The sequence below is a fragment of the Microbulbifer weihaiensis genome (assembly GCF_048323715.1).
In the GTDB taxonomy this organism is placed as follows: domain Bacteria; phylum Pseudomonadota; class Gammaproteobacteria; order Pseudomonadales; family Cellvibrionaceae; genus Microbulbifer.
The window spans coordinates 77,619-99,498 of the sequence record NZ_JBLWFL010000019.1 but is presented as its reverse complement, the minus strand read 5'-3'; the positions used below and the strand labels follow the sequence as shown (position 1 = coordinate 99,498).

The following is a 21,880-nucleotide window of genomic DNA, read 5'->3' as shown; positions in this document are numbered from 1 at the left end:
TGAATGCGATGATTCGAGAAAAACAAGCGTGGTGTGCAACTTAAATTTTGGGTGGTTGACACCACAGTCGCTTGTTAGCTGTAGCGGGGGCAAGGCTTATTTAATAAAGTAGCCAATTGGGAGCCAGTCCCCGCTACTCTTGCTCAGTGTCAACGTTTCAGTAGACGACTTTTTGTTCTGAAAATCAGTTTGAAATTGAATAACCAGATACTGTCCATCAGGTACACCTGGCAGTGTGGAATACTCTTTAGCCTCCAACTCCATTCGAGAAACAACTGTACCCAGTGGAGCGCGCACCTCTTTCAGAGCAACAGCCCAATTTTCTTGAGTTAGCTGGGACTTGAAGAAAGAGTCAGACTTTTGCCAACTTTCAGCGTATTCACCAGAATCGACAATTCTGAGCCACTCTTTTGCCGCTGTGACACCGGCAGATTCGTTAGCCCACACAAAAGAAGAAAAACACATTGATAAAATTAGTATTAGTTTTTTCATAGAATTTCCTTTGTGTTCCAATCGTTTTGAAAAGCGGAGCTTGAGTATATAGCTAACGCTCGGTTTAGGGGCGGCTGGAGCGTAGCGTAAGCCGTCCCAGCCGCGTCTTTCGCGGCGACTACAACCGTTTGTTAGGCAGATTTCTCTGACTCGGAACCTTCATTCGGAATTGAAACTGTAAGCCTGGTAAGTTTTCTAAAGCTTTTTACTTTTCTTTCACAATCAGTGACTTCGCAGAATAGGAAATACACATCCGACTCCTCTAGCAACTGCTTTATAAATAGAGAAAACATAGGTTTTGCAGCCAAATGGAGATCGAAAGCATCTTCTAAAAATGCTGCTTCCCAATGCATTAAATTTTTGTTTTGATCTATCGTATCCTGATCTAAAGCACATCGAACTGACATAATTTGATTATAAAGCGATGCTAAATAGGACCACTGAGATGCAAACCTTGTATACAGTGAGGCATAAACGATAGCTACTATCGCTCCTAGCCAATGCAACGTTGAATTAACCTCTCTTTTGGCTTGATCGAGATTAAACTTAAGAACTGCATTTGGTTCGGTATATGACTTCAAGCCTATCGCTAAAAAATAGACTAGCAAGCTTACGAAAAGCGTTCTTAGTATTACTGCAGTGCCCCCATTGGGCATGAACTTCAGTACAAATTCAGCAGATAAGAAAGAGCAAATTTTGTTCATTTTTTTAATTTTTGTGGGTAACTCGGTTGCCTAACGCCCGCAGCAGGGGCGACCAATGCTATGCACTTTTTGTGCGAAACTGGGAGTGCAGCGACCCGCACAAAAAGTGCATAGCGTTGGGCGTCCGGCGGAGGCCCGAAGGGCCGTAGCAAACTGCCTGCGATTGTTATGTATTTTGCCGGCGCGCTAGCTCTTTGTTAAATTTCTTTTCAAATGCGTGCCATGTGCCGAGACCAAAAATTAGGCCAGCTACTGCCCAAAGAACAAGGTTTGCCGCCAGTAGCCAGAACGGCATTGAGCCAGACTCAGGCTTATTAACGAAGAACGTCATTACGATGAACATGGGAAGTCCGTATGCTAGAACTCCATTGTAGAGAACATAATTTTTCTTACCTTTTTCTCTTTGCCTCTTCCAGGATTCAAACTGTTTTTCGTTCATTTTCCGCTCTTAGGTGAGTCCTATACATAACGCCCACAGCAGGGGCGGCTTACCTTGTGCGCATTATGCGCGAAAATGGGAGCGAAGCGACCCGCGCAAAATGTGCACAAGGTAAAACGTCCCGCGGAGGCCCGAAGGGCCGTAGCAAACTGCCTGTGATTGTTAGCTGCTGTTTGGCAGTGGCTCTCGCTGAGCCTTACAACCACTCTTTGTCTGTAACTCCGAAAAACTTCTCCGCAGATTCCTTGGCTTCTTGCAGGGACTCATACCAATAATCCGCGGAAAAGTAACCAACTGGACTCATAACCAAGTGGTAGCCACTTTGATCGTCGCCTTGAATTTCTAGCTCAGTTAACGATTGGCTACAACGCTGATTGGTTCCTGGGTGTGGTGCATGGCTCCATGCATTCTTTTCACCCCATATATTTACTATTTTTTTCGCCTTGATAGTTTTCATATTTTGATCGCGCAGCTAACGCCGCCAGCAGGGGCAGCTTACCTTGTGTGCTTTTTGCGCGAAAATGGGAGCGCAGCGACCTGCGCGAAACGTGCACAAGGTAAGCTGTCCCGCGGAGGGCCGCAGGCCCGTAGCTTTATTGCCTGGCTTTGTTATGAGTTTCTAGCAAGCTGGTAAGACGCACTGTTTCCGTGTGGGAGCACGCCATACTTCCAAAAACACGAAATCCATCACCATGCAACTCTGCATGGGATTTGTGCAAAAAATGTAGCTCCAACTCACTCTTCTCTAGTGCCTTCTCTGAAAGACAAACATAAGCGGTTCGATACCCTGAGTAATCAAGGATCGCTATTGGCAAACTTGCAACTATTGAATCCTCAATACTCGTTAACTTTACAGTCATCTCCGACAAGTATAACGATCCGTTACTGTACCTAGGTGACAGTAAAAAATTTATCCAATAACAGCCGCCCTCCGACGGTTCGTCCAGATGTTCAGGAAACTCTACCAACCGAGAATCAGTAACATACTTCAGAATATCAACTTTATCCTCGTCGCATGCGAAAGCGCCCCATGGAAACAGCGCTGAAAATACGATAAATACGATTTTATTCATGTGGACTCATAACGCCGCGCTCAGCCGCAGCTTACTTTGTGCGCATTTTGCGCGAAAATGGGAGCGACAGCGACCGCGCAAAAGGTGCACAAAGTAAGCTGTCGGCCTGCAGCGCTTTGTTATGCGCCACCAGCGCGGACGCCAATTGCAGAGTACACGTAATCTGGTTTTCCACGCTCTTTCAAGTGTTTCTCTACATTTTTATACGGAACTAATATAACTATCTCTCCCCGATCTATTACTGCAACATACCAACCTACTTCCGCCACGCTAGTACTGTCACAGGAAGTTCTCGGGTTGAGATACTTCATATACCGGCCACTTTGATAACCCCAACCATGCAGCAATTCGACGATTACAACGTCCGGATAGTTTTTCTCACCGGCAACTTTAAGTATTTTTACTACTGCCACGTTTTCGTTACTAGCAATACCTTCATAGTCTGGCCCAATCTCCGGATAAATATATTGAAAATTACCATTAGGAGACGTAGGTGGAATGATTGTGGGCAATGCATAGTCACATGCTGATGTGAAAGGAATCCAAGAAATCATGAATACTAAAAGTAATAACTTCTTCATACTTTACGTCGCATAACGCCCAGCGCAGGCGCAGCCAGCGCGGAGCGCCTTTTGTGTTAATGTTTGAGCGCCAGCGAGTAACGCAAAAGGCGCGTAGTGTTGGCTGTCGCCCTGCCGCTGTTTGTTAAGCATTGCTCTCCAGCCAGACGTCGTTGATCCACTCTGGGAAACTCCATGCTTCTAGACCAAAAGAGCAGTCTTCGTTGTCCCAAAATTTAATTTCTCCAGTTCCCGATATACAGTAGTAACATCCATTGTCACAGCAGAACGGAAGCCATTCTTTAGAAACCCCTTCATTCCATCCGTCAGTTGCAACGATATATGGATTTATATACGGATCCATATCTGGCAAACATACGACAGGTTCGATAGTTCCGTAAGTGACATTCCCTGCTTCAAGCTGAAATTTCTTATAGTGTTCTGGAAAACTATAATTCAATCTTCTTTCGTATTCCTTTACATCGGAAATAGTAGGAAGACGAAGTGGTTTCGGAACCTTTTTATCCAGCTCTCTTAATCTCCTCAATGCCTCTTCGATTTCACTCATGATGCTTAACGCCGCCAGCAGGGGCAGCTTACCTTGTGCGCGTTTTGCGCAAAAATGGGAGCGTAGCGACCAGCGCAAAAGGTGCACAAGGTAAGCTGTCCCGCGGAGGGCCGAAGGCCCGCAGCATCCTGCCTGGCTTTGTTAACTGTTGCCTGGCAAAAGGTCGTAGCGCCGGAATAGCGCATAAATGGCAAAAGCCAAAAGTACGAAAACTGAACCTATTACAACACTAGCCGGAACAGCGAATAGCGCTACCACCGCAAGAAATTTTAACCCTTCAATTGCACCTGCATCCATAGCCGCTAAAAATGGAAAAACCACCAGTACAAGGCATAGAAAAACAATTGGTGTAAAACTGACCAGAATCATCATGCGAGAATCTGGTTGGAACCAAATGTAAGTTCCATAGGCAACCGCGAACGGTAAATAAAGCCAAATCCATAGATCTTGGAAGTGCTCCAAAGGAATTAAAGCCGAAATCACAGGCATTAAATAGACTATGAACAGGTACAGGGCTTTCTTCATACTTACAGTTAACGCCGCGCTCAGCCGCGGCTAACTTTGTGCGCTTTATGCGCGAAAATAGGAGCGACAGCGACCGCGCAGAAAGTGCACAAAGTTAGCCGTCGGCTGCAGCGCCTTGTTAATGTGACGGCCCTCTACCGGTTTATAACCGCAAGAACCACCAAACCCAAAACCCACTTGTTGCTAATGTACTGCGAGTGGCACGTTTGGCCATACCGCACCACGTTTTTCCTGAAGCGGCTAAAGTGCCAGGCAGGAAAACTCTACTGTGCTCGCCCCGCCGCCATTGCTGAACAGGAAGAATGGAAGCCACTGGAGCTCGTAAAGTCCACCTATAAAATTCTGCTACCGATAATGCTTTAGCAACACTGGAACTGGCCGAATACCCTCAAACTGCACTGAATTTTTTGGGCGGCGGCTCGACGAACCCAGACATTAACGTTCTAATAACCGGCAGCTGGAGCGCAGCGTAAGCTGTCCGGCGCGCGTCTTTCGCGCGCGAAGTTCATTAGCTTGTTAGCTTAACCTGCCCCCAAGGTACGAACCTAATGCAAGGAACCAGATACAACCTACAACTGCAACGATGTTTGCCATTACATTCTTGGCTGGATCTTGAGTTCTTCGCTGAAAGAACCCAACCATACAGCCGAGTACGAATACAGGGAGAGCTGCTAAATATACAAACAGCATCACCCGACCAAAATTTTCCATGAGGTAGTGATTGATTCTGCCAAACTTCCCGGGTTCTACATTTTCATCGTTCTCAAAAATTGATCCAACTACCCCTAAATAGGTCATGGGTAGTAATAGCAAGTAAAGAATGAGTGCTATCCCAAAGTCCATATATTCTCAAGTGAAGCTAACAGTTTTATTCAAACGCCCCATATCTAGGCATTATGCCTAGATACACACATATTTTTCTATATATAGGCTTAATGCCTACATATAGGCATGCTGTTAAATAGGCACATCTAGGCATTTGTCTATCAGGCCTTCGACGATGCGGTGGCTTAGATTGGAACGCTCGACCATGTTCCTGCTGGCGACCCACGCCTGTGCGCACTTGCTCCATCTTCCGCCGATTCGTTTTATTTCATTGCGCAATTCGAGTTCATCGAAGGCGATTTTTACTGCAACCCATTTTTGCTGATTGCTGGCTGGCGCGGTTACACAGTGCGGGGCGGGTTTGCGCGGATAGGCATCGCGCTCGGCGACAATAATCTCTACGGTGGTATAGATGGTTTTGCTGCAGGGGGATCGCCGGTAGCGTACGGCGCATAGCTGTTCGCCGTACTTATCGTGGTAACGCTTACTGCCGTCATCCCCCGGTTTGTAGGTTTTGGTAACCTTCATTTGCCCTCCATGGCATGGTTATTCGCTAGAGCCCGAGCTTATCCCAGATTTCGTCCACTTTCTGGGTCACTTCCGGGTCTTTCACAATCGGGCGGCCCCATTCGCGCGTGGTTTCGCCTTCCCATTTGTTGGTGGCGTCAAACCCAATTTTGGAGCCGAGACCGGAAACGGGCGAGGCGAAATCCAGGTAATCGATCGGGGTATTTTCCACCATGGTGGTATCCCGCGCCGGATCCATGCGGGTGGTCATGGCCCAGATGACATCGTTCCAGTCACGGGCGTTCACGTCGTCATCGGTGACGATGACAAACTTCGTATACATGAACTGCCGCAGGAACGACCAGACCCCCATCATCACGCGCTTGGCGTGGCCGGGGTACTGCTTTTTCATGGTGACCACCGCGAGGCGATAGGAGCAGCCTTCCGGTGGCAGGTAGAAGTCGACGATCTCCGGAAACTGCTTGCGCAGGATCGGCACGAACACTTCGTTCAGCGCCTCACCGAGTACCGCCGGCTCATCCGGCGGGCGACCGGTGTAGGTGCTGTGATAGATGGGATCTTTGCGGTGGGTGATTTTCTCGACGGTGAATACCGGGAAGCTGTCGACTTCGTTGTAGTAGCCGGTATGGTCGCCATAGGGGCCTTCATCGGCCATGTCGTCCGGGTAGATATGGCCTTCGAGCACGTATTCTGCACTCGCCGGAACCTGCAGGTTACTGAGCTTGGCTTCCGCCACTTCGGTCTTGCTGCCACGCAGCAGGCCGGCAAAGGCGTATTCCGACAGGGTATCCGGCACCGGCGTAACCGCGCCGAGGATCGTGGCCGGGTCTGCGCCCAGGGCAACCGCAACCGGGAAGGGCTCACCGGGGTGCTTGAGCTGCCACTCGCGGAAATCCAGTGCGCCGCCACGGTGGGAGAGCCAGCGCATAATCAGGCGGTTTTTGCCGATGAGCTGCATGCGGTAGATGCCGAGGTTCTGGCGCTTCTTCTCCGGGCCGCGGGTGATCACCAGGGGCCAGGTAATGAGGGGCGCGGCGTCTCCGGGCCAGCAGGTCTGGATCGGCAGGCGGGTCAGGTCAATGTCGTCGCCGCTCTGCACATGCTGCTGGCAGTCGGGATTGCTGATGATCTTGGGCCCCATGTTCATCACCTGCTTGAAGATGGGCAGCTTCTGCCAGGCATCTTTGAGCCCTTCCGGCGGCTGTGGCTCCTTCAGAAACGCGAGCAGCTCGCCCACTTCCCGCAACTCGCTGATGCTCTCCCGCCCCATGCCCAGGGCGACGCGCTCCGGGGTACCGAACAGGTTGGCCAGTACCGGGGTGTCGTAACCCACGGGGTTTTCGAACAGCAGTGCGGGGCCACCAGCGCGCAGTACGCGGTCGGCGATTTCTGTCATTTCCAGAAAGGGGCTAACGGGATGCTTGATGCGTTTCAGGAGGCCGCGCTTTTCCAGCAGGCGGAGAAAGTCGCGCAAATCTTTGTATTTCATGCTTTACCGGGCGGTGACAAATAGGCAGCGGCCAGTGTAAAGCAGACGGGACAATTGGGGAATTTACGCCGCAGGATTGGGGCGTGATCGCAGAATGCAGGGAGGGCAACAACCCGCAGCGCCGGCCGCGGGCTGTTTCACTTCAAGACGATATAGCTGTCTTAGAAGCGGGGACGACGCGGGCGGTCTTCGCGCGGCTTGGCTTCGTTAACACGGATGTTACGGCCAGACAGCGGCTTGTCATTCATTTCTTCGATTGCCTTACGCGCTTCGTCGTCGTTCGGCATTTCTACGAAACCAAAACCTTTAGAACGGCCAGTTTCCCGGTCAGTGATTACAGTAGCCCGGGAGATTTCACCGAACGCACCAAATGCTTCGTGCAGATCGTCAGAGGTTACGCCGTAGGCCAGATTTCCGATATAGATATTCACAAAAAAGTCTCACATGAGTCAGTGGGCTGTCGAGCAATTCACAAATGGCAACCAGCTCCACCGAGTTCACCATTTGAGATTGATCCAGAATCGCTCGACTTCCCAGCCGCGCGGGACCAATTCGGTCAGCGTTGAAATAGTGCTCAACGCTTCAATGTTGGCCTTTATATGCCTATCGCCATGCCTTTTCAACTGAATTCGGCTTAATTTCACGCCTCATTCATCAGGTTGCAAAATCGATCCAAGGCCAACAAAAAAGGCCGACATTTGATGTCAGCCTCAATTGTGAAAGGGAATTATTTCCGTTTCATGGACAGGAAGAACTCGTCGTTGGTCTTGAAGTCCTTCAGTTTGTCGATCAGGAACTCGGTCGCGGCCAGGTCTTCCATGTCGTGCAGCAGCTTGCGCAGGATCCAGACACGCTGCAGCTCGCCTTCCGGCATCAGCAGCTCTTCGCGACGGGTGCCGGAGCGGCGCACGTTGATGGCCGGGTAGACACGCTTCTCAGCGATCTTGCGATCCAGCTGCAGCTCCATGTTACCGGTGCCCTTGAACTCCTCGAAGATCACTTCGTCCATCTTGGAGCCGGTGTCGACCAGCGCGGTAGCGATAATAGAGAGGCTGCCGCCCTCCTCGATGTTACGCGCCGCACCAAAGAAGCGCTTCGGGCGCTCCAGGGCGTGGGCGTCCACACCACCGGTCAGTACCTTGCCGGAGCTCGGGACCGTGGTGTTGTACGCGCGCGCGAGACGGGTAATGGAGTCCAGCAGGATCACTACGTCTTTCTTGTGCTCAACCAGGCGCTTGGCCTTCTCGATCACCATCTCGGCCACCTGTACGTGACGCGCCGGCGGCTCGTCAAAGGTGGAGGCAACCACTTCACCACGCACGGAGCGCTGCATTTCGGTCACTTCTTCCGGGCGCTCGTCGATCAGCAGGACGATCAGGTGGCATTCCGGGTTGTTGCGGGTGATGGCCTGGGCCATGTTCTGCAACATGATGGTTTTACCAGCCTTCGGCGGTGCCACGATCAGGCCACGCTGACCTTTGCCGATTGGGGCAATCAGGTCGATGATACGGCCGATGAGGTCTTCGGAAGAGCCGTTCCCGCACTCCAGGGTGAGGCGGTCATTGGGGAACAGCGGAGTGAGGTTTTCGAACAGGATCTTGTTGCGGGCGTTTTCCGGCTTGTCGAAATTGATATCGCTGACTTTCAGCAGTGCGAAGTAGCGTTCACCTTCTTTGGGGGGGCGGATCTTGCCGGAAATGGAGTCGCCAGTGCGAAGGTTGAAGCGTCGGATCTGACTGGGGGAAACATAGATGTCGTCGGGGCCGGCGAGGTAGGAAGAGTCGGCCGAACGGAGAAATCCGAACCCGTCCTGAAGTATTTCCAATACGCCTTCACCGTAAATGTCTTCACCGCTTTTGGCGTGGCGCTTGAGGATATTGAAAATAATGTCCTGTTTGCGCGAGCGGGCCAGGTTCTCAAGGCCCATGCCCTTAGCGATCTCAATCAGCTCTTCAATGGGTTTGGTTTTTAATTCAGAAAGGTTCATATTGCTTTATTAAGGTTTCTTTATGTCAGATGGCGCGGACGCGCCGGAAACTTGTGCGGAGGGATCTGAAAGTTCGATGTTGATCTTGCCCGTAACACGTTGTCGACGGTTCAGCTGGCCGCACGAAAACTCATCGGGAAACGGGTTACCGCAACGCCGGCACTCTTATTGGCTAAGGCGCCAGGGGGGTCGTTCAACTTGAGGAGTTTGCGCGCCGGAGAGGCTGTGTCAACAGCGGGGTTGGCGACTTGGCTCAGGTTTGGACTGAACAGTTAATTTGATTACTAGGCAGTATAACGGCACTTCACTAACCTGCAAGGCCTAATTCGCGGCCTTGCGGGAGATTTCGGCGCCCCGGGGGGCGCCGGCAGCCTGACCCGTTTTAGATCTGGCTGTCGATGAACTCGGTCAGCTGCGCGCGGGACAGGGCGCCCACCTTGGTGCCTTCGACGTTGCCGCCCTTGAACAGCAGCAGGGTCGGGATACCGCGTACGTTGTACTTGGCCGCAGACTCCTTGTTGCTGTCCACGTCGACTTTGACGATCTTCAGCTTGTCGCCGTAGTGACCAGCCAGATCTTCCAGTACCGGAGCGATCATCTTGCAGGGGCCGCACCACTGGGCCCAGAAGTCCACCAGTACCGGGCCTTCCGCCTTGAGTACTTCGGCTTCAAATTCTGCGTCTGTGACGTTGACGATGTTCGCGCTCATAATGGTTTCCTGTAGTTCTGTAACTTCTGGCCTGCGGGCCGCACCGGCTCACATGATAAGTACGGCCAGCTGACCCCGCAAGGCAAATGGTTCCCGCCTGTATGTCGGCATTCCCCCCTTTATGAGGGCCACAATCCGGTTTTCAAGTACCCCGGCACCATCACGCTTCCGGCAGGAAGCGCTGGAGTATCTCGTCTACATAGTCATACCCAAACCCGGTGGTGGCTATCCGCGGGCCCAGCGGGGCCACCAGCTCCATCGCCTCCAGCCGGCGCCACTCGCCAGCCAGCGCCGACAGCGGCAGCCCGGTGTACGCGGTAAAGGTCTCCGCGGGCACCCCGGCTTCCAGGCGCAGTGCATTCATCAGGAACTCCAGCGGCCGCTCTGCCACGGCAACCCCGGTGCACTTGGGCAGCGGAAAGGCATTCCGGCCCTTCGCGGTACCAGGGTCGCGCGACCCGAGCGCTAAATAGTCCCGCGGCATGCGGGTGCGCTGGGTACGTATGATCTCGCCGCTGTGTGGCAGGGTGAACTTGCCGTGGGCACCGGCACCGATGCCGATGTAATCCGCAAAGGACCAGTAATTCAGGTTGTGGCGGGATTCCCGGCCCGTCGGGCTGTACGCGGAAACCTCGTAGCGCGGGTAACCCCGCTCTGCCAGAAATGCCCGTCCGGCGCGCTGGATCTCGGCGATCTGCTCCGAACCGGGGGTCACCGGGGGGGCGGAATAAAACGCGGTGTTCGGCTCAATGGTGAGCTGGTACCACGAAATGTGCTCGGCCCCGAGATCCACCGCGCGCTGCAGATCCCGCAGGGCGTCGATGGTGCCCTGCCCCGGCAGTCCGTGCATCAGGTCGATATTGATGTTGTCGAAGCCGGCACCGCGCGCCTGGGTAGCCGCTGTCTCCGCTTCCGGCCCCGAGTGAATCCGGCCCAGGTTCTGCAACTGCAGCGGGTCGAAGCTTTGCACACCAATGGACAGGCGGTTCACGCCGGCACTGCGGTAGCCGGCGAATTTCGCCTGCTCAAAGGTACCCGGGTTGGCCTCCAGGGTTATTTCGATATCCGGGGTAAAGCCGACCATGGAGTCGGCCATATTCAGGATCTCCCCGATCGCCGCCGGTGAAAACAGGCTCGGGGTGCCGCCGCCGAAGAAGATGGAGCCGAGCCTGCGGCCCTGAACCCAGGGCAGCTGGCTCTCCAGGTCTCGGCGCAACTGCTCCACATATTCGCGCTCAGGCAGCTGCCCGGGGGCGGTTTTCGCGCTGGTGGCGTGGTGGATATCCACATGCCCCTCCACCGGGCCATCGCTCACCTGATGGGAGTTGAAGTCGCAATACGGGCATTTGCGCACACACCAGGGAATGTGCACGTAGAGACTCAGCGGTGGCAGCTGCATCAGGCTGCTGGCGCTGTCACCTGAGAAATGGGAATCGGGATTACTCACCCAGCATCTGCTCCCGCCACAGCTGTTCAAATTTTTTCACCGCCTGCGCCCGGTGACTCAGCCGGTTTTTCACCTCCCGGGGCAATTGCGCCGAGGTCATGTTCTCGGATTCGACAAAAAACAGCGGGTCGTAACCGAACCCCTGGTCTCCCGCCGCGTGTTCGAGAATGCGGCCACTCCAGCGCGCGGTGCACACCAGGGGCACCGGATCCTCCGGGGTGCGCACAAAAGCCAGCGCACAGTGAAAACTGGCACCGCGCCTGTCTGCGGGAATCCCCTCGAGTGCTTCGAGAAGCTTGCAGTTGTTGTCGGCGTCGCTGGCACCGGCGCCGGCATAGCGCGCGGAATAGATGCCCGGCGCACCGCCGAGTGCATCAACCGCCAGGCCAGAGTCATCCGCCAGCGCCGGCAAACCGCTGGCGCGGCTGGCGTGGCGGGCCTTGATCAGGGCATTTTCGATAAAGCTGAGGCCGGTCTCCTCCGCTTCCTCCTGCACGAATTCAGACTGGGGCAGCACGGCGATCTGCCAGCCGGAAAACAGCTGGGAAAATTCTTTCAGCTTGCCCGCGTTGCCGCTGGCGAGAACAATTTTTTCCATGGAAGAGTTTCCAATTCTTTTGAAACTAACGCGCCACAAACAAAAACAGCGAGCTCACAGGGCCCGCTGTTCTGGTTTTGTGAAGAACCGTCTTCAGTTCTTGTGCAGCTGACGGCGGAAGGTGAGCTGCTGGCTGCTGCCATCGGGCATCACCAGATCGATATTGAAGGTCAGGCTCTCTTCATTCTCAAACCGGAATGGCGCCAGGTAGTACACCGCGTCCTGATCCCGAATTTCCTTGAACTCGAGATTGCGCGACTGCTGGATCAGGTTGGTGGCGGTACCGGAAATGCCGGCACTAGAGCCTTTCATCTCCCCCTTCCTGGCCACGGAAATATTCACAAAAGCGCGATCCCGCGCCCGCACCAGATTGTAGGTGCGCGCCATTTCCGGGGAAATGAAGTCGCTGTTGAAGACCGAATAGGTTACCCGGTACTCACCAAAATCCGTGTAGTTTTCAATGATTTTGGCTCCCTGCGCCGCAGCAGCAGCTGCCCACAACAACAGGGCCATGGAAAAAAATGCAGCAAACAGACGTTTCACGGCGTCCTCCTTTTTCACTCAACCTTATTCGCTCAACGTCGCTGGATCCCAGCGCGGCAAGCGCCCCTGGCACTTATCCCGTCGGCGCGTATTACAACTATCCGACCTTTATTCTAGCGAGTCAGATGGTAAATCGCCGTCTCCCCGAACAGATTTGGCAAAAAGTCCTTCAAAAGACTACCTGCCGCGGACTCCGAGACCACCTGGCGGTGCAGAATCTGCCAGTTGTGCTGCTGGCACAGCACCTCAAAATCCTTGAAAGTACAAAAGTGAATATTGGGCGTGTCGTACCATTCGTATGGCAATAAGTCAGACACCGGCATGCGCCCGGAGAAGGCCAGGTGCCAGCGCGCCTTCCACTGCCCGAAGTTGGGGAAGGTGATGATGCACTCGCGCCCCACCCGCAGCATTTCCTCGACCACTAGGTGCGGGAAACGCAGGGTCTGCAACGCCTGGGTCATCACCACGGTATCAAAGCTCTGGTCGGCAAAGTTGCCGAGCCCCTTGTCGAGGTTCTGCTCCACCACGTTTACGCCACGCTCTACACAGCGCTGGATTTCGTCCGGGTCAATTTCCAGCCCGTAGCCACTCACCTGCTTTTCCCGTGCGAGCCTCTCCAGCAGGGCGCCATCGCCACAGCCGAGATCGAGCACGCGGGTCTGAGGAACAATCCAGTTGTGGATAATGTCGAGGTCTTTACGCAACATCACTGCACCCCGCCCTGCACTTCTGCCGCGACATTGTTCATGTAGGCGGCAAATATTTTTTCGTAACGGTCATTCGGCAACAGGAAGGCGTCGTGGCCCATTGCGGATTCCACCTCGGCGTAGGTCACCGGCACGTTGGCATGCATCAGTGCATCGGCGATTTCCCGCGAGCGTTCCGGGGCAAAGCGCCAGTCGGATGTGAACGACACCAGCAGGAATTTGCAGCGCGCGTGGGAAAACGCCTTGACCGGGTCGTGGTCGTACTCCCGCGCCAGATCAAAATAGTCCAGTGCGCGGGTCATCAAAATATAGGTATTGGGGTCGAAGCTGCCGGAGAAGGAGTCCCCCTGGTGACGCAGGTAGCTCTGTACCTGAAACTCCACCAGTTCCTCCACGCCCTGCTCAAAGGTGCCGGAGCGCAGCTCGCGCCCGAATTTCTTGCCCAGCCCGTCGTCGGACAAATAGGTTATATGCCCGATCATGCGCGCCACCGCGAGTCCGTCGCGCGGCAGGGTATTGGCTTCAAGGTAGCGGCCATCGCGGAAGTTGGGATCCGAGGTGATCGACTGGCGGGCGGTCTCATTAAACGCGATATTCTGCGCAGAGAGTTTCATCGCCGACGCGATCACCACCGCGTGGCGCACCCGCTGCGGGTATTCCAGCGTCCAGCGCATGGCCTGCATGCCGCCCAGGCTGCCACCGACAACGGCGGCCCACTGTCCAATCCCGAGGTAATCGGCAAGTTGCGCCTGGCTGTGCACCCAGTCGCGCGCGCGCAGCGGGGGAAAATCCGGCCCCCAGGGCTTGCCGGTCGCCGGGTTGATGGAGGCCGGCCCGGTGGATCCGTGGCAGCCACCGAGATTGTTCAGCGCCACCACAAAGAATTTGTTGGTATCGATGGGCTTGCCGGGACCGATATAGTGATCCCACCAGCCGGGACGCTTGTCGTCGAGGCTGTGATAGCCAGCGGCATGGTGATGGCCGGACAGGGCATGGCATATCAAAACGCCGTTGCTCTTGTCGGCATTCAGGGTGCCGTAGGTTTCATACACAAGGGTGTATTCATCCAGCGCCCGGCCGCAGGCCAGTTTGAATGGCCCGGCAAAGGTATGGCTTTGGGGTTCGACGAGCCCAACCGAATTGGCCGGCAGCTCGGCCGGCTTGCGGGGGCGTTGAGATTGCGCTTCCGTGGTCAAAATCTTGCGTGTTCGTCTGGCTGGCGGGGCGCCAAGTTTACGAAAGGTGGGCGGCGTAGTACACCGCCGTAAAAATGATCACGCCCTGCGGCATAGAGTTCGAAGCCACAATTGCACGGACATCGCCGCACGCCAGCGGATAAACCCCGCGGTGAGCCCGGCCGGGTTCACCGCGGGAAACGGCATCCTCAGGATGCGGCAGGGGTCTTCAGCGGTGTCACGTTACTCGCGACCGTCGCTACCGGCGCCGGGGCAATGGGCTGTGGCGCGCTACTGGTTTGCTTCAGCAGATCTTCCAGGGAACCGAGAGCGCTGTGGTTGCGCACCAGCTCCTCCTCCAGCGCATGCAGATCCGTGCGTTTGTTTTCGGTTTTCTGTTTCAGCTCGGTGAGCTTGATCAGGTGGCGGTTCAGCAGGTGTTTCTGGTACTGCACATGCTGTTTGAGCGGTTCCAGTGCCTGATCCAGCCAGCCATCCACAGAGGAGATCATCTGGCTGTACATGCGCCCGACTTCATTGGCGAGGGTGGCCACAAAGCGCTCGGTCAGCCGATTGCGACGCGCCAGCAACAGCTGCGGCGAACGGCGCAGCTGTGCCGCCTGTCGGTGCAGGCCGCGCAATGCGGCGCGGAACGCGTCGATATCAAAGTGCTGCTCTGCGGAAACGATATTCTTCAGGGTCGAACGCTCATAAATAGCGTCGACAAGGCGGTTGGCCTGATCCACTTCCCGCTCGAGGTTAGACAGCTGGTGTTCCACGCCCCCCATAAATCCATCGATCGCCCGCGCCAGTCCCAGCGGTGACCAGCGCTCATTCAGGGCGCGGCGGGTTTCGTCGATCAGTTGCTGCAGCTGCTGGCTGGACACCGGCGCCAGCAGCGATGCGCGCTGGCGGGCGAGCATGCGCTGGCTGGATTTGAGATTGAGCAGCTCCTGGTGGCAGTACTTGTGCTGCTCACGGGCGGTCTGGTGCTGCTGCTTCAGCTCCGCGAGCTGCTCGGCGCTGGTGGAACCCTGGCGCTTCAGGTGCTCCAGTGTCGCGCGGCCACTGTTCAGGCGGCGTTTCAGCAGATCGCGGGTATCCGCCATCAGGGTAAGCGCCTGGTGCAGGGAGCGGTGATTGGCCACCTTGTCGCGATGGCTCATCAGGCGCTGCACCAGCAATTGCTCAAAGTCGCCAAAGCGGCTCTGCTCGAGCAATACCGGATCCCGCTGCGCGCGCGCCAGCAGGGCTTTCTTGGCCGAGACGCCGATGACGTGCTCCTTCGGCAGGTCGAGCAGCTTGCTGACTTCCGCGCGCATGCGGTGCTGCATCTGCTCGGGATCTTCATCCGGGTCGTCCCACAGGACGTCGATCTTGTTCAGCAGCGCCATCACCGCGGTGCCGCGGTGCTCGCGCAGGGGCACCAGGTGGGTCTCCCACATATTCAGGTCGGTGCCACTCACACCCGCGTCCGCGGACAGCAGGAACGCCACCGCCTGGGCGCTGGGGAGCGTCGACAGGGTCAGTTCCGGCTCATTGCCGAGTGCGTTGAGCCCGGGGGTGTCGATGATGCGCAGCCCCTGTGCCAGCAGCGGGTGCGGAAGGGAAATCAGTGCGTAACGCCAGGCCGGGATCTGGACCAGGTTGCCCTTGCCATCCAGGTGGCGGCGGTCAAAGCCGTAACGGGCAGCATCTTCCGGCGTGACCGCTTTGGTGTCGGCCACTTTCATCAGGGCATCGCGGGTGGCGTCGGCGTCGTCGGGATCGAAACTGTGGTTCACCCATTTCTGGGGAATACGCCGATAGCTTTCGAGGCTGGTATTGGTTGCCAGTGTCTCGATCGGCAGAAGCCTGACTGAGGCCCGCTCGGTGCCATCGCTGTAAATTTCGGTGGGGCACATGGTGGTGCGACCCGGGCGCGAGGGCAACAGGCGCTTGCCGTAGGTATGCGACAGCAGTGCATTGATCAGCTCGGTCTTGCCGCGGGAGAACTCTCCCACCAGGGCGACGGTGAACTGGTCATCCGCCAGCAGCTGGCGCGCTTGCTGCACCACCTGGCGCGCGCCGGCAGAGTTGGGAAAGTGCTCCTCCAGCCAATTGCTGAAGGAGTCAAACTGGCAATCCAGGGTCTTTTTCCAGCGGTCGTAATCGGCAATGTGCTGGCGCAAAGTCGCATCTTCCATGTTATCAGTTCTTGTTTTCGGTACTTGCTTCAATGAGCCGGCCATTTTCGAGCATGGCGGCGCCAAGATAAAGTACGTTCGTGTGATTTCGAGAACCAGTGTGGGCCAGCTGTAACTAGATCGCAGATTGGCAACTAAGACAGAAAAATGAAGACGGGAAGTACTAGATAAAAAACAGCCAATCGGAGTGGGAGCCCATGAGCGGCCCCCCTACTGCAGATCAAAACTTGATACGAACACCGCCACCAAAGGTGCTGGGATCTACGTCATCACCGCTGAATTTAGTGTAATCAAAGACTACCGCAACATTCGGTGACAGATTGTATCCTGCAAACAGGCCGTAATATGCATCTGTACCATCCGCATCGTAGTCTAGGTCTTCGTAATAACCACTATAACCGTCGGTCAAGCTACCGGTCTGCTCCCAAGCACTGAGACCTATCCTTGCACCACCAAATAGCGGTTGCGCCATATCGGTTGACAGAACTGCTCCAATAGTCAATGCAGAAACTTCCGCATCCCCCCATACACGATCATCTGCAAAATCATAAAACTCAATATCAGCCGAGCCAGAGTTCCAGTAGCTAGCCTCAAAACCTAGGTGATTATTCAACTGATAGCCACCACCAAGCTCAAAGCCGAAAGAGTTATCAACGAGCTCGGTATCGAAATCAACGCTGCCTACTCCGCCTTTTACATAAAATCCTTCAGCTTGAGCATTTACGGCTCCACTCAATACAGCTAATACTGCGGTGACACTTACTACTTCTTTCAACATTAGAAATTATTCCTTATTTTTAGCACTTCACGAGGGTCGAAACGCGACCCTTATCACATTTTTTACGCCACCAAACGTAAAGTCAATGCCAGGCAATCTGGCTTTCAAAACGGGACGTGCCAGAACAGGTTGTATACCAGCTGTGGCATCTGCGCGCTCTGGGCAAAACCGAGCAGCAGCTTGTCAGCCACGGTGAGCAGGATAAAGATAAAGATCGGGCTGATATCGATCACCCCCAGTGGCGGGATGATTTTGCGCACTGGCGCATACAGCGGCTCCAGCAACTGCCGCAGCAGCATCAGCGCCGGGTGGGAGCTGTGAGGTGCAACCCAGCTGACGACGATGGAAATCAGCATCCCCACAAACAGGATCGCGATCAGGGTCATCGTACAGCCGATCAGTGACCACAGCAGCGCTGCCAGCGGGTTCAGGAGCCCGACCCCAGCCAGCATGCCCGCGCCCATGATCATGGCCCAACCCACAAGCAGCGCCAGTACCAGTGAGGCCATATCGAGGCCAAACAGGCCGGGGATCAATTTGCGCAATGGCCGCAGCAACGGGTTGGTGACTTTGACGATGCCCTGGGAGATGGGGTTGTAGAAATCGGCCCGCGCCAGCTGCAACATAAAGCGCAGCAGTACCGCAAACAGGAACAGTATCCCCAGGGTGGCGAGAATGAATACGCCGATATTACTGAAAGTGCTGACCATCAACTGTCCTTTTAGTTATCCAATTCTTTCGCCATTTCCGCCGCGCGCGCCGCGCAGTCGCTCATCGCCTGCTCTACCAGTTGCGGCAGGCCACCTTCCTGAAAGCGCTTTACCGCGCGCTCTGTGGTGCCATTGGGCGACATAACATTGCGCTTGAGCTGCGCCACATCCACGTCGCTGGCTACCGCCAGTTTCGCCGCGCCCAATGCGGTTTGCAAGGTAAGGCGTTCGGCATCCGCGCGCTTCATGCCGGCCTTTTCCGCCGCATCGATCATGGATTCCATGAATTGAAAATAGTAGGCGGGGCCGGAACCGGAAACCGCGATCACCTGGTCAATGCCGGACTCCTCCTCGACCCACAGCGCAATACCCACCGCATCCGCCATCTGTGTGGCAACCGATTTGTGCTCACTGGTGACGCCATCCCCGGCATAGAGACCAGTCACGCCGGTACCGACAAGCGCCGGGGTGTTGGGCATGGCGCGGATAATCGGCACGCCGGCGCCCAGCCAGCGCTGGTAGGCAGCCAGCGGGATACCCGCGGCCAGGGTAATCACCAGGGGTTTGCGGGCGCTCACTTCCGCCGCGATGCTTTCACACAGTTCTTTCATCACCTGCGGTTTTACCGACAGCACGATCACATCGGCATTCCTGATCGCCGTGTGGTTGTCGGTGCTGCCGCGCACACCGGTGCGGGCAACAAAGTCTTTCAGTTTCTGTTCGTTGCGGCCGGTGGCGACAATATTGTCCGCCGGATAGCCACTGCTCACCAACCCACCGATCACCGCGCCGGCCATATTGCCCGCACCGCCGATAAAAACCATTTTGGACGCTGTCACGAGTACCTCTCGCCGCAAATTCCACCGGAAATAATGAGTTTTCTTTCGCCAGATTGCCGATGGTTTTCAGTCTACCGAACTCATCCCGAATTATTGGCGGCTGATCTGCCCGATCGCTACGCAGGTTCCCACCTGCTTGGCAGCACCGCCATCGACCCCTACCATGGGGGCGCCACTAAGAATAACAAGGAAAGTCCATGAACTTACGCCCTACCCTCAACTGGCTGGCGCTTGCCCTCGGCGTTGGCGCAGCAAGCTTCTCTTTTGCCGCGGTGGAAAGCCGCACCCTCAACAACGGCAATTTAGTACTCGAAGACATTCCGGCAATACCGACCCGAGTAGCCGATGACCTGAACCGCTATCAGAATGTACGTTCGGCAGGCTTTGTTGGCTGGGTAAACGACTCGCAGGGACTTTACGTTTCCACCCGATTTGGCGAAGTAAACCAGCTGCACCGCGTGGATCAGCCCAGCGGTGCGCGGCGACAGCTGACATTTTTCCAGGAACCCGTGGGGCAGGTCAGTCCACGCCCGGCGTTTTCCGATGTGGCATTCACCATGGATGCCGGTGGCAGTGAAGATGCGCAGATTTTCCTGTTCGATCCCGCCAGCGGCGAAAGCCGCATGCTTTCAGACGGTAAATCCCGCAATGGCGCGCTGGTGTGGAGCGAGGACGGCCAGTTCCTGGCGTACCAGAGCACGCGCCGCAACGGCCGCTCAAACGACCTGTGGATCACCCACTTTACCGGCAGCGGCCACACCAGCACTCTGGCGCTGGAATCACGAGACGGCAGCTGGTGGGGGCCCGCAGCGTTCGATGCGGATAATCGCACCCTGCTGGTACAGCAGTACATTTCCGCCACCAACTCACTGGTGCACCTGCTCGACCTGCAGAGCGGACAGCTGCAGCGCATCGCCGGCAATGCCGACAGCGAATCGCGCAATTACGCCATGGGCTTTGCGGCCGATGGCAAGGGCGTATTCTATGTGAGCGACCGCTCCGGGGAGTTCGCGCAGCTGTTCCATCGCGACATCGCCACAGGCAAGGATCAGGTAGTGACTGCCGACATACCCTGGGATGTCAGCGACCTTGCCCTCAGTGCCGACAAACGCCGCGGCGCATTCACCGTCAACGAAGACGGGATTAGCAAGCTGTACCTGTTTGACCCGCGCAGCCTGCGCTACCGCAAAGTGGACTCGCTGCCCATTGGGGTGATTGGCGGCCTCAAGTTCGACGCAGCGGGCGACCGCCTGGCGCTGTCAATCAACACGGCAAAAACACCCACGGACACGTTTGTCCTCGAGCTGCGCCGCAACCCCCTGCGCGCCGGTGACCTGGTGCGCTGGACATCGAGTGAAGTGGGCGGCCTGGATACCGACAAGTTCGTGGAGCCGCAACTGGTGCACTACCCCACCTTCGACCAGGTGGACGGCAAACAGCGCCAAATTCCCGCGTTTATCTACCGCCCGCGCAATGCCAAGGGCAAGGTTCCAGTGGTCATTTCCATCCACGGAGGCCCCGAGGGCCAGTACCGCCCTTATTTCAGCAGCACCTACCAGTTGTGGCTGGAAAAACTGGGCGTCGCGGTGATTGCGCCCAACGTGCGCGGCTCAGCGGGCTACGGCAAGACTTACCTGGCTCTGGATAATGGTTTCAAGCGCGAACATTCTGTGCAGGATATCGGCGCCCTGCTGGACTGGATTGAAACCCAACCGGATCTCGACGCGGAGCGCGTAGCCGTGTTCGGCGGCAGCTACGGCGGTTACATGGTACTGGCCAGTGCGATGCACTACAGCGATCGACTGCGCGCAGCGGTGGACATCGTCGGCATCTCCAACTTTGTCACCTTCCTGGAAAATACCCGCGACTACCGCCGCGACCTGCGCCGCGTTGAATACGGGGACGAGCGCGACCCGGAAATGCGCAGCTTCCTGGAAAAGATAAGCCCCAGTAACAACGTCGACAAAATCCGCGTGCCCATCTTTGTCGCACAGGGGGAAAACGATCCGCGGGTTCCGGTCAGCGAGGCGGAGCAGATCGTCGCCGCACTGCGCGAGGCCGACCAACCCGTTTGGTATATGAACGCGCTCAACGAAGGTCACGGTTATCGCAAGAAAGAGAACGTCGACATCTTCGCCCAGGCCACCGCACTGTTCTTCTCCGAGCACCTGTTGGCAGAGCCGGTTTCCAGCTGGAAAGCCGCCCCGGGCGAGGTCGTCCAGTCCGCGGAATTGAATCAGTGAACCGGAGGCGCGGCCGGCGTCAGCACGTGCTGACGCTCAGCCGCGCCGCCCAAAAATATCGGTGCCAATGCGCACGATGGTAGCGCCACTGAAAATCGCCGCCTCCATATCGCCGGACATACCCATCGACAGGGTATCCAGCGGCTGCTCCGGCAGCTGGCGGCGGAGTTCATCCAAAAGCCCCGCAAGCTGAACAAACGGAGCCCGCTGATCCTCGGTTACCGCCCTGGGCGCAGGAATCGCCATCAATCCGCGCAGTTCCAGGTTTGGCAGCGCGGCCACCGCGGCCGCCAGCGCCGGCAGCTGCTCCGGCGTAACACCGGACTTGGTATCCTCACCGTCGATATTTACCTGCAGACACACCTTCAGCGGCGGCAGGCCCTGCGGGCGCTGCTCAGACAGCCGGCGCGCAATTTTTAACCGATCCAGCGTATGCATCCAGTCAAAGTGCTCCGCCACATCGCGGGACTTATTGGACTGAAGCGGGCCGATGAAGTGCCACACGATATTCAGGTCGGTCAGTTCAGCCTGCTTATCCAGCGCCTCCTGCAGGTAATTCTCACCAAAGTCACGCTGCCCGCCGGCAAACGCGGTGCGGATGTCTTCCGCTGGCCGGGTTTTGGACACCGCCAGCAGCGTCACCGCCGCAGGATCGCGCCCGCAACTGCGGCAGGCTGTGATAATCCGCTCAGTGACAGAATTGAGGTTTTCGACGATCGACCCTTTGCGCATATACTGGGACCCAACTATTGCTC

Annotated in this window: 23 protein-coding genes; 1 reads left to right on the top strand and 22 read right to left on the bottom strand. The window is 56.1% G+C overall.

The window, feature by feature from the left end; translation table 11 throughout:
• Positions 1-96: 96 nt before the first annotated feature.
• From ACNKU7_RS16920 to proC, 21 genes are all read right to left on the bottom strand, one after another.
• Positions 97-492, bottom strand: coding sequence for a DUF4019 domain-containing protein (locus tag ACNKU7_RS16920; RefSeq protein ID WP_418298183.1), 396 nt, complete (start codon positions 490-492; stop codon positions 97-99).
• A gap of 131 nt (positions 493-623) precedes the next feature.
• On the bottom strand, positions 624-1,196 hold the full coding sequence (locus ACNKU7_RS16915) for a hypothetical protein (RefSeq protein ID WP_418298182.1): 573 nt from the start codon (positions 1,194-1,196) through the stop codon (positions 624-626).
• A 166-nt stretch (positions 1,197-1,362) separates the two neighbouring features.
• Positions 1,363-1,635 (bottom strand): hypothetical protein, encoded by a 273-nt coding sequence (locus tag ACNKU7_RS16910; protein WP_418298181.1) that lies wholly within the window; start codon positions 1,633-1,635, stop codon positions 1,363-1,365.
• A gap of 196 nt (positions 1,636-1,831) precedes the next feature.
• On the bottom strand, positions 1,832-2,092 hold the full coding sequence (locus tag ACNKU7_RS16905) for a hypothetical protein (protein ID WP_418298180.1): 261 nt from the start codon (positions 2,090-2,092) through the stop codon (positions 1,832-1,834).
• A 735-nt stretch (positions 2,093-2,827) separates the two neighbouring features.
• Positions 2,828-3,289, bottom strand: coding sequence for a hypothetical protein (locus ACNKU7_RS16900; protein ID WP_418298179.1), 462 nt, complete (start codon positions 3,287-3,289; stop codon positions 2,828-2,830).
• A gap of 124 nt (positions 3,290-3,413) precedes the next feature.
• Positions 3,414-3,836, bottom strand: a complete 423-nt coding sequence (locus ACNKU7_RS16895) for an SMI1/KNR4 family protein (RefSeq protein ID WP_418298178.1) — start codon at positions 3,834-3,836, stop codon at positions 3,414-3,416.
• Between the two features lie 141 nt (positions 3,837-3,977).
• A complete protein-coding gene (locus ACNKU7_RS16890; protein ID WP_418298177.1) occupies positions 3,978-4,361 on the bottom strand; it encodes a hypothetical protein in 384 nt (127 codons plus the stop codon).
• A gap of 957 nt (positions 4,362-5,318) precedes the next feature.
• Complete coding sequence (locus ACNKU7_RS16885) at positions 5,319-5,714, bottom strand: hypothetical protein (protein ID WP_418298176.1); 396 nt, start codon at positions 5,712-5,714, stop codon at positions 5,319-5,321.
• Positions 5,715-5,739: 25 nt separating this feature from the next.
• Positions 5,740-7,203 (bottom strand): 4-hydroxy-3-polyprenylbenzoate decarboxylase, encoded by a 1,464-nt coding sequence (ubiD, locus tag ACNKU7_RS16880; RefSeq protein WP_418298175.1) that lies wholly within the window; start codon positions 7,201-7,203, stop codon positions 5,740-5,742.
• Between the two features lie 161 nt (positions 7,204-7,364).
• Positions 7,365-7,634, bottom strand: a complete 270-nt coding sequence (locus tag ACNKU7_RS16875; protein ID WP_226668600.1) for an RNA recognition motif domain-containing protein — start codon at positions 7,632-7,634, stop codon at positions 7,365-7,367.
• Positions 7,635-7,930: 296 nt separating this feature from the next.
• Entirely contained in the window at positions 7,931-9,190 is a 1,260-nt protein-coding gene (rho, locus tag ACNKU7_RS16870) for a transcription termination factor Rho (RefSeq protein ID WP_280317676.1), read from the bottom strand.
• Between the two features lie 382 nt (positions 9,191-9,572).
• Positions 9,573-9,899, bottom strand: coding sequence for a thioredoxin TrxA (gene trxA, locus ACNKU7_RS16865; protein ID WP_418298174.1), 327 nt, complete (start codon positions 9,897-9,899; stop codon positions 9,573-9,575).
• 160 nt (positions 9,900-10,059) lie between these two features.
• Complete coding sequence (gene hemW / locus ACNKU7_RS16860) at positions 10,060-11,298, bottom strand: radical SAM family heme chaperone HemW (protein ID WP_418298185.1); 1,239 nt, start codon at positions 11,296-11,298, stop codon at positions 10,060-10,062.
• Positions 11,299-11,338: 40 nt separating this feature from the next.
• Positions 11,339-11,944, bottom strand: coding sequence for an RdgB/HAM1 family non-canonical purine NTP pyrophosphatase (rdgB, locus tag ACNKU7_RS16855; protein WP_418298173.1), 606 nt, complete (start codon positions 11,942-11,944; stop codon positions 11,339-11,341).
• Positions 11,945-12,037: 93 nt separating this feature from the next.
• Complete coding sequence (locus ACNKU7_RS16850) at positions 12,038-12,487, bottom strand: DUF4426 domain-containing protein (RefSeq protein ID WP_418298172.1); 450 nt, start codon at positions 12,485-12,487, stop codon at positions 12,038-12,040.
• Between the two features lie 113 nt (positions 12,488-12,600).
• On the bottom strand, positions 12,601-13,191 hold the full coding sequence (metW, locus tag ACNKU7_RS16845) for a methionine biosynthesis protein MetW (RefSeq protein WP_418298184.1): 591 nt from the start codon (positions 13,189-13,191) through the stop codon (positions 12,601-12,603).
• A gap of 2 nt (positions 13,192-13,193) precedes the next feature.
• A complete protein-coding gene (gene metX / locus ACNKU7_RS16840; RefSeq protein ID WP_418298171.1) occupies positions 13,194-14,390 on the bottom strand; it encodes a homoserine O-succinyltransferase MetX in 1,197 nt (398 codons plus the stop codon).
• Between the two features lie 188 nt (positions 14,391-14,578).
• Positions 14,579-16,555 (bottom strand): dynamin family protein, encoded by a 1,977-nt coding sequence (locus tag ACNKU7_RS16835; protein WP_418298170.1) that lies wholly within the window; start codon positions 16,553-16,555, stop codon positions 14,579-14,581.
• Between the two features lie 220 nt (positions 16,556-16,775).
• The gene (locus tag ACNKU7_RS16830) at positions 16,776-17,333 is read right to left on the bottom strand and encodes a porin family protein (protein WP_418298169.1); all 558 of its coding nucleotides are present in this window, start codon (positions 17,331-17,333) and stop codon (positions 16,776-16,778) included.
• A gap of 104 nt (positions 17,334-17,437) precedes the next feature.
• Entirely contained in the window at positions 17,438-18,043 is a 606-nt protein-coding gene (locus tag ACNKU7_RS16825; protein ID WP_418298168.1) for a YggT family protein, read from the bottom strand.
• 11 nt (positions 18,044-18,054) lie between these two features.
• A complete protein-coding gene (proC, locus tag ACNKU7_RS16820; RefSeq protein ID WP_418298167.1) occupies positions 18,055-18,882 on the bottom strand; it encodes a pyrroline-5-carboxylate reductase in 828 nt (275 codons plus the stop codon).
• A 197-nt stretch (positions 18,883-19,079) separates the two neighbouring features.
• Between proC and ACNKU7_RS16815 the strand changes: the two genes are divergently transcribed.
• On the top strand, positions 19,080-21,125 hold the full coding sequence (locus tag ACNKU7_RS16815) for a S9 family peptidase (protein ID WP_418298166.1): 2,046 nt from the start codon (positions 19,080-19,082) through the stop codon (positions 21,123-21,125).
• A gap of 36 nt (positions 21,126-21,161) precedes the next feature.
• On the opposite strand, the gene ACNKU7_RS16810 is transcribed toward ACNKU7_RS16815, so the two are convergent.
• A complete protein-coding gene (locus tag ACNKU7_RS16810; RefSeq protein ID WP_418298165.1) occupies positions 21,162-21,857 on the bottom strand; it encodes a YggS family pyridoxal phosphate-dependent enzyme in 696 nt (231 codons plus the stop codon).
• Between the last annotated feature and the right edge of the window lie 23 nt (positions 21,858-21,880).

Bases quoted from the DNA above. Each gene is read 5' to 3' on its own strand.
- ACNKU7_RS16920 (WP_418298183.1), bottom strand. From the start codon at position 492: ATGAAAAAACTAATACTAATTTTATCAATGTGTTTTTCTTCTTTTGTG.
- ACNKU7_RS16915 (WP_418298182.1), bottom strand. From the start codon at position 1,196: ATGAACAAAATTTGCTCTTTCTTATCTGCTGAATTTGTACTGAAGTTC.
- ACNKU7_RS16910 (WP_418298181.1), bottom strand. From the start codon at position 1,635: ATGAACGAAAAACAGTTTGAATCCTGGAAGAGGCAAAGAGAAAAAGGT.
- ACNKU7_RS16905 (WP_418298180.1), bottom strand. From the start codon at position 2,092: ATGAAAACTATCAAGGCGAAAAAAATAGTAAATATATGGGGTGAAAAG.
- ACNKU7_RS16900 (WP_418298179.1), bottom strand. From the start codon at position 3,289: ATGAAGAAGTTATTACTTTTAGTATTCATGATTTCTTGGATTCCTTTC.
- ACNKU7_RS16895 (WP_418298178.1), bottom strand. From the start codon at position 3,836: ATGAGTGAAATCGAAGAGGCATTGAGGAGATTAAGAGAGCTGGATAAA.
- ACNKU7_RS16890 (WP_418298177.1), bottom strand. From the start codon at position 4,361: ATGAAGAAAGCCCTGTACCTGTTCATAGTCTATTTAATGCCTGTGATT.
- ACNKU7_RS16885 (WP_418298176.1), bottom strand. From the start codon at position 5,714: ATGAAGGTTACCAAAACCTACAAACCGGGGGATGACGGCAGTAAGCGT.
- ubiD (WP_418298175.1), bottom strand. From the start codon at position 7,203: ATGAAATACAAAGATTTGCGCGACTTTCTCCGCCTGCTGGAAAAGCGC.
- rho (WP_280317676.1), bottom strand. From the start codon at position 9,190: ATGAACCTTTCTGAATTAAAAACCAAACCCATTGAAGAGCTGATTGAG.
- trxA (WP_418298174.1), bottom strand. From the start codon at position 9,899: ATGAGCGCGAACATCGTCAACGTCACAGACGCAGAATTTGAAGCCGAA.
- hemW (WP_418298185.1), bottom strand. From the start codon at position 11,298: ATGCAGCTGCCACCGCTGAGTCTCTACGTGCACATTCCCTGGTGTGTG.
- rdgB (WP_418298173.1), bottom strand. From the start codon at position 11,944: ATGGAAAAAATTGTTCTCGCCAGCGGCAACGCGGGCAAGCTGAAAGAA.
- ACNKU7_RS16835 (WP_418298170.1), bottom strand. From the start codon at position 16,555: ATGGAAGATGCGACTTTGCGCCAGCACATTGCCGATTACGACCGCTGG.
- ACNKU7_RS16830 (WP_418298169.1), bottom strand. From the start codon at position 17,333: ATGTTGAAAGAAGTAGTAAGTGTCACCGCAGTATTAGCTGTATTGAGT.
- ACNKU7_RS16825 (WP_418298168.1), bottom strand. From the start codon at position 18,043: ATGGTCAGCACTTTCAGTAATATCGGCGTATTCATTCTCGCCACCCTG.
- ACNKU7_RS16815 (WP_418298166.1), top strand. From the start codon at position 19,080: ATGAACTTACGCCCTACCCTCAACTGGCTGGCGCTTGCCCTCGGCGTT.
- ACNKU7_RS16810 (WP_418298165.1), bottom strand. From the start codon at position 21,857: ATGCGCAAAGGGTCGATCGTCGAAAACCTCAATTCTGTCACTGAGCGG.